This is a genomic window from Streptomyces nanshensis (genome assembly GCF_001751255.1).
Classification (GTDB): Bacteria; Actinomycetota; Actinomycetes; order Streptomycetales; family Streptomycetaceae; genus Streptomyces; species Streptomyces nanshensis_A.
Genome location: NZ_LJGW01000668.1, coordinates 1 through 5,360 on the forward strand (window position 1 = coordinate 1; position 5,360 = coordinate 5,360).

The 5,360-nt window shown below is 73.1% G+C and carries 6 protein-coding genes; 3 read left to right on the plus strand and 3 right to left on the minus strand.

The genetic code is table 11. The annotated features are described in order from the left end of the window. Positions 1-108: 108 nt before the first annotated feature. Positions 109-825, minus strand: a complete 717-nt coding sequence (locus AN218_RS31300) for a DUF2470 domain-containing protein (RefSeq protein ID WP_070020401.1) — start codon at positions 823-825, stop codon at positions 109-111. Positions 826-1,108: 283 nt separating this feature from the next. Here AN218_RS31300 and AN218_RS31305 point away from each other — a divergent pair, with 283 nt between their 5' ends. Continuing rightward, positions 1,109-2,089, plus strand: coding sequence for a TIGR03557 family F420-dependent LLM class oxidoreductase (locus AN218_RS31305; RefSeq protein ID WP_070020402.1), 981 nt, complete (start codon positions 1,109-1,111; stop codon positions 2,087-2,089). 43 nt (positions 2,090-2,132) lie between these two features. Here the strand turns inward: AN218_RS31305 and AN218_RS31310 are convergent, their stop codons facing one another. Next, positions 2,133-2,693: a DinB family protein gene (locus tag AN218_RS31310; RefSeq protein WP_070020406.1), complete on the minus strand. Its 561-nt coding sequence runs from the start codon at positions 2,691-2,693 to the stop codon at positions 2,133-2,135. Positions 2,694-2,765: 72 nt separating this feature from the next. Further along, on the minus strand, positions 2,766-3,338 hold the full coding sequence (locus tag AN218_RS31315; RefSeq protein WP_070020403.1) for a helix-turn-helix domain-containing protein: 573 nt from the start codon (positions 3,336-3,338) through the stop codon (positions 2,766-2,768). Positions 3,339-3,403: 65 nt separating this feature from the next. Here AN218_RS31315 and AN218_RS31320 point away from each other — a divergent pair, with 65 nt between their 5' ends. Together AN218_RS31320 and AN218_RS31325 are read left to right on the plus strand one after the other, a co-directional pair. Then, the gene (locus AN218_RS31320) at positions 3,404-4,300 is read left to right on the plus strand and encodes an NAD(P)/FAD-dependent oxidoreductase (protein ID WP_070020404.1); all 897 of its coding nucleotides are present in this window, start codon (positions 3,404-3,406) and stop codon (positions 4,298-4,300) included. Further along, positions 4,300-4,953: a class I SAM-dependent methyltransferase gene (locus tag AN218_RS31325; RefSeq protein WP_070020405.1), complete on the plus strand. Its 654-nt coding sequence runs from the start codon at positions 4,300-4,302 to the stop codon at positions 4,951-4,953. Before AN218_RS31320 ends, AN218_RS31325 begins: the two co-directional genes overlap by 1 nt. Positions 4,954-5,360 lie beyond the last annotated feature (407 nt).

Here is a 5,360-nt window from a genome sequence, read left to right on the forward strand (position 1 = left end):
TCGGTCCCGGCACCGCCGGGACCGAGCCGGCGGGCGGCGGTGCCCGCAGGGGCCGTTACCCGCCGCGGTGACTGCGCCGGTCACGGTCCCGGACGGGCGCGTGCACCCTCACCGGTCGGGGAACGTCAGCAGTCCGCCGTCCGAGTGCGAGGCCCGCCGGGCCGTGGCCACCAGGGCCTGGATACGGGAGCCGACCTGATCCGGATGGTTCACGGGCGCCTGGAACGGCAGCCGTGCGTCGCGGTCGCTGTGGGGGTATTCGAGGCGCAGCGTCAGACCGTAGCGGTCCAGCGCCACGGGCACGGCGCGCAGCATGCCCTGCTCGGGCCGCGGCCGCACGATGCGCAGCAGATGGCGCACCTCCTCGGCGTGACCGTCCAGGAAGTGCGTCAGCATGCTCGCCTCGCACACGGCGAGCGGGTCGGGAGGGGTCTCCTGCAACTCGTCCAGCGTCACGAACGACCGTCCGCCGGAGTCCTCCAGGACCGCCTGCCCGAACTCCATGCAGGTGCTGTGGGCGTCCTTGTCGTACGGCTCCGCCAGCAGTCCGGTCAGCGTGACGCGGGCGCGCAGCCGGTCCCGTACCGGCGTGGGCGCGATGTCGGTCAGCTCCAGACGGACCGGGATGCGCCGCTCGCCCGGGGGCGGTGCGGTCTCGGGCGGCGAGTGGAGGTGGACGTTGCCCGCCGCACCGGTGTCGTCGAGCCGGTGCACTTCGGTACGGGTGCCGTCGCTCACCACCGTCATCGAATGGGCTGCGGCGAGGATCGACCGTACGCGTTCGGCGGCTGTCGGCTGCGTGACGCGAGTGCGGAAGGGGCGCATCGAGGCTCTCCCAGGGCAGTGCCGGCCAGTGGTAATTAGGTAAGGCTAACCTAACTCATTTCCAGCGGTACGTGCGAGGGGGGTGGGGACGCCGTGCAAGTACGGGCGGGAGCTGCGGAGTTGGACCCGTGGGTCCGGGTACGCGGGCCGGGCGTGGCACGGCGGCGGACGCAGGCGCACGGCGACGCGCGGAGAGCGGATCGGTGGGGAGCCGCGCCCCGCGGCTCATGGTGGGGGAGAGACGTCGCCCGCGCGCACGAGTACGGCAGAGAGGTACGCAAGCATGGAGATCGGCTACAAGCTGGCGGCCGAGGCCTTCGGTCCGCAGGAGCTCATCCGCCAGGCCGTGGCCGCCGAGGCGGCCGGCTTCGACTTCGTCGAGATCAGCGACCACTTCCACCCGTGGCTGGAGAGCCAGGGCCACTCACCGTTCGCCTGGACGGTCCTAGGCGCCGTCGCCGCCCGTACGGACAGCCTGGGGCTGGCCACCGGCGTGACCTGCCCGACGCTGCGCTACCACCCGGCGGTCGTCGCACAGGCCGCGGCCACCCTGGCGCTGGTCTCGGACGGTCGCTTCGTCCTCGGCGTCGGCTCCGGCGAACGTCTCAACGAGCATGTCGTGGGGCGGGAGTTCCCCGATTCGGTGCGGGTGCGCCACGAGATGCTGCGCGAGGCGCTGGAGATCATCCGCCTGCTGTGGAGCGGCGGATACCACAGCTACGACGGCCGGTACCTGAGCTGCGAGGACGCCCGCGTCTTCGACCTGCCCGCGACGCCGCCGCCCGTCGCCGTGGCCGCCAGCGGAAAGCCGTCCGCGCGGATCGCGGCGGAACTCGGCGACGGACTGTTCGCCACCGAGGACGATCCGGAGATCATGCGCCACTACCGCGAGGCGGGCGGCACCGGACCGGGCTACGCCGAAGTGCCCGTGGCCTGGGCCCCGCAGGAGGAGACCGCCGCGCGGGCCGCTTTGGAGACCACCCGCTGGGCGCTGACCGGCTGGAAGGTCATGAGCGAACTGCCCAACCCGGTCAACTTCGAGGCGGCCACCACCTCCGTACGGCTGGAGGACATCACCGAGGCGTTCGCGTGCGGCCCGGATCCGCAGCGCTGTCTGCGGGCGGCGCAGCGGTACGCGGACGCGGGGTTCGACCGCCTGGTGCTGATGAACGCCGGACCGGACCCGGACGGCTTCTTCGACTTCTTCGTGCGTGAACTGCGGGAACCCCTGACGCGTCTGCGGGCCTCCGCCGTCGCCGCCTGACCCGCCGGCTCCCAACTCGCGCCGACCGTACGCCCTCTGGACGCTACTGGCCCACCCGGCCGTCGATGCGTTCGCGCAGCAGATCGGCGTGCCCGCAGTGGCGGGCGTACTCCTCGACGCGGTGCACCCACAGCTCCCGGGCACTGGTCCCGTCGTCCATCACCTCCGCGCCCAGGTCCGTGAACCCGGTCAACACGGCGTCGGTGGCGGCCTGTTCACGGGCGAGGTCGGCGAACGCGCCGTCGACCAGGGCCTGTTCGGCGGCGGCTCCCTCGAAGTCGCCGTCGTCCGGGTCGTACAGGGACGGCGCGCGGTCGTCCGGCCGCAGCCAGTTCCGCCAGTCCCGCTCGACCTCCGCGAGATGACGGACCAGTCCCAGCAGGGACATGGTCGACGGCGGCACCGAACGGCGCGCGAGCTGTTCGGCGTCCAGGCCCTCGCACTTCATCCGCAGGGTCAGCCGGTAGTTGTGCAGGAAGTCCTGGAGTGTCGCCAACTCGCCCTGCGGAGCAGGCCCGTCACTGTCGCGTGGATCCTCGTCGGGGTCCGCCCACATGTCCGGGTAGACGCTCGCCCGGCCCCACCGCTCTGGTATGTCGCTCACGGCGTCGATCGTGCTCAGCGGCCGTCCGCCGCGCAACGGGTTTTCCCCGGACCGGCCCTCCGCGGGTGTCCGTCACGTCCCGGACCGTACGTGCATCCGCTCGCCCTGCGGCCCGAACAGCGCCAGCACCTCGGCCGGTTGGCCGCCGCGGTTGGCGATGATGTGCGGGGTACGGGTGTCGAACTCGACGACCTCGCCCGGCCGGAGGTCCAGCTCCCGTTCGCCGAGCACGAGGCTCAGCCGGCCGTTGAGGACGTAGATCCACTCGTAGCCCTCGTGGATCCGCGGCTCGTACCGCTCGGGCGGATCGTGCGGCGGCACGATCATCTTGAACGCCTGGACGCCGCCCGGCCGCCGGGTCAGCGGGACGAACGTACGGCCGTGCCGCTTGATCGGCTTCGCCCGCACCCGTGGATCGCCGGTCTCCGGGGCGTCGACCAGCTCGTCGAGCGGCACCTGATGGGCGCGCGCCAGCGGCAGCAGCAGCTCCAGCGTCGGCTTGCGCTTCCCCGACTCCAGCCGGGAGAGCGTGCTGACCGAGATGCCGGTGTTCTGGGCCAGTTCCGTCAGGGTCGCGCCGCGCTCCACGCGCAGTGCGCGCAGCCGCGGGCCGACCCCGTCGAGTACGTCGTCGAAGTCCGTCATCCCTCCACTTTGCCAAACCCGCAACGAAGTTTGCCGATGCGCCGGAGCGCTCGCACTCTGGCGGCATGGACACCGACGAGACGTACGACGTGGTCGTGGTGGGAGGCGGGGCGGCCGGACTGAGTGCCGCGCTGGTGCTGGGACGGTCCCGGCGCTCGGTGCTGGTGGTCGACGCCGGCGAACCCCGCAACGCTCCCGCCGCCCACATGCACAACTACCTCGGCAGAGAGGGAGCGTCACCGGCCGAGCTGCTGTCGGACGGCCGGAAGGAGATCGCGCGCTACGGCGTCGTCCTGCGCACCGGCAGGGTCTCCTCGGCCGCCCGCACCCCCGGCGGCTTCGCGCTGGAGCTGGAGGACGGCACCCGGACCGGCGCCCGGCGGGTGGTGCTGGCCACCGGCGTGGTCGACGTACTGCCCCACGTCCCGGGCCTGGCGGACCGGTTCGGACGGGACGTGCTGCACTGCCCGTACTGCCACGGCTGGGAGGTCGCCGGGCAGCCGCTGGGCGTCGTGGCGAGCGGACCGGATCACATCGAGCGGGCCCTGCTCTTCCGGCAGTGGAGCGAGGACCTGGTGATCTTCCTCAACGGGCAGCCCCCACCGCAGGGCGAGGACGCCGAGAGGCTCGCCGCCCGCGGCATCCGCTGGATCACGGGAGAGATCTCCCGTGTGCTCGTCGAGGACGACGCCCTGACCGGCGTCGAGCTGGCCGGCGGAGAGGTCGTGCCCCGCAGCGCGCTCGTCGTCACCACCGAACCGACCGCCGACACCACGCTCCTCGACGCGCTCGGCGGCCCGGAGGCCCCCGGACTGAAGGCCGTCGGCAACGCGGCCGCCCCGTTCGCCGGGGTCGCCGTCGCCGCCGCGGACGGCATGACGGCCGGAACCCTCCTCAACCACGACCTGATCCTCGAAGAGACCGCGGCGGCCGTCGCGGAACACCGGAAGGAAGCAGCCTGATGAGTGCGGACGGACATCAGCTCACCGAAGAGGAAGCCGCGGCCGCCTTCGAGCCGCCGAGCTGGGAGGAGCGCTACTCCGGCGAGGAGACGGTCTGGAGTGGCAACCCCAACCCCCAACTCGTCGCCGAAGCCTCGGAGTTGACGCCGGGCACCGCGCTCGACGTCGGCTGCGGCGAAGGCGGCGACGTGATCTGGCTGGCCCGGCGCGGCTGGCAGGTCACCGGAGCCGACTTCTCCGCCAACGGGCTGGCCCGCGCCGCCCGGCACGCCGAGGAGGCCGGGGTCGCCGACCGTACCGACTGGTGGCAGGTCGACGCCCGCGCCTTCGCCGCCGGGGGCCGTTCCTACGATCTGGTCACCAGCCACTTCCTGCACCCGCCGGACCACGGGATGGTCGAGGTGGCCGGCCGTCTGGCCGAGGCGGTCGCGCCCGGCGGACATCTGCTGATCGTGGGCCATGCGCCGTCCGAGACCTTCACCCATCTCTCGGCGACCCACCGCAGGGCGATGTTCCTGGCCGAGGAGCTGCTGCCCGGACTGCCCGACGGCTTCGACGTCCTCGTGACCGAGCAGCGGCCGCGGACGATGGTCCGCGACGGTGTGACGGTCGACGTGGACGACGCCACGCTGTTCGCCCGGCGCAGGGTGTAGGCCCTGGCGGGCGGGGGCTCGTGTGGTGACCGGCACCGTCCCGGCCGCCGGTGCGTAACAGCGGCCGGGCGCGGGCGAGTTGGCGTACTGCCCGCCCGGTGTACGGCGTAGGGCGTACGGACAGGACGCACCCCCCGCCGGACGTCCCTCCGCAAGAGGGCCGGCCGCGTTCCGTCCGAGGGCCGTGGTACGGACGGAACGTCGGTGCGGGGGGTGCACGAGAGCTGGCCCAAGCAGCTCTCGTTCAGGGGCCGGCGGCCTCGTGTCGGCGGGGCCGCCGGCCGGTTCAGGGGGGCGACGGTCAACTGCCGTACGCGGCGCTGCCGTTGCTCGCGGGGCTCGCGGTGTCGCCGGCGCTCCGGGTGCGGCGGTGCGCGGTGCAGACCGCTCCGGCGCCCAGCGCGGCG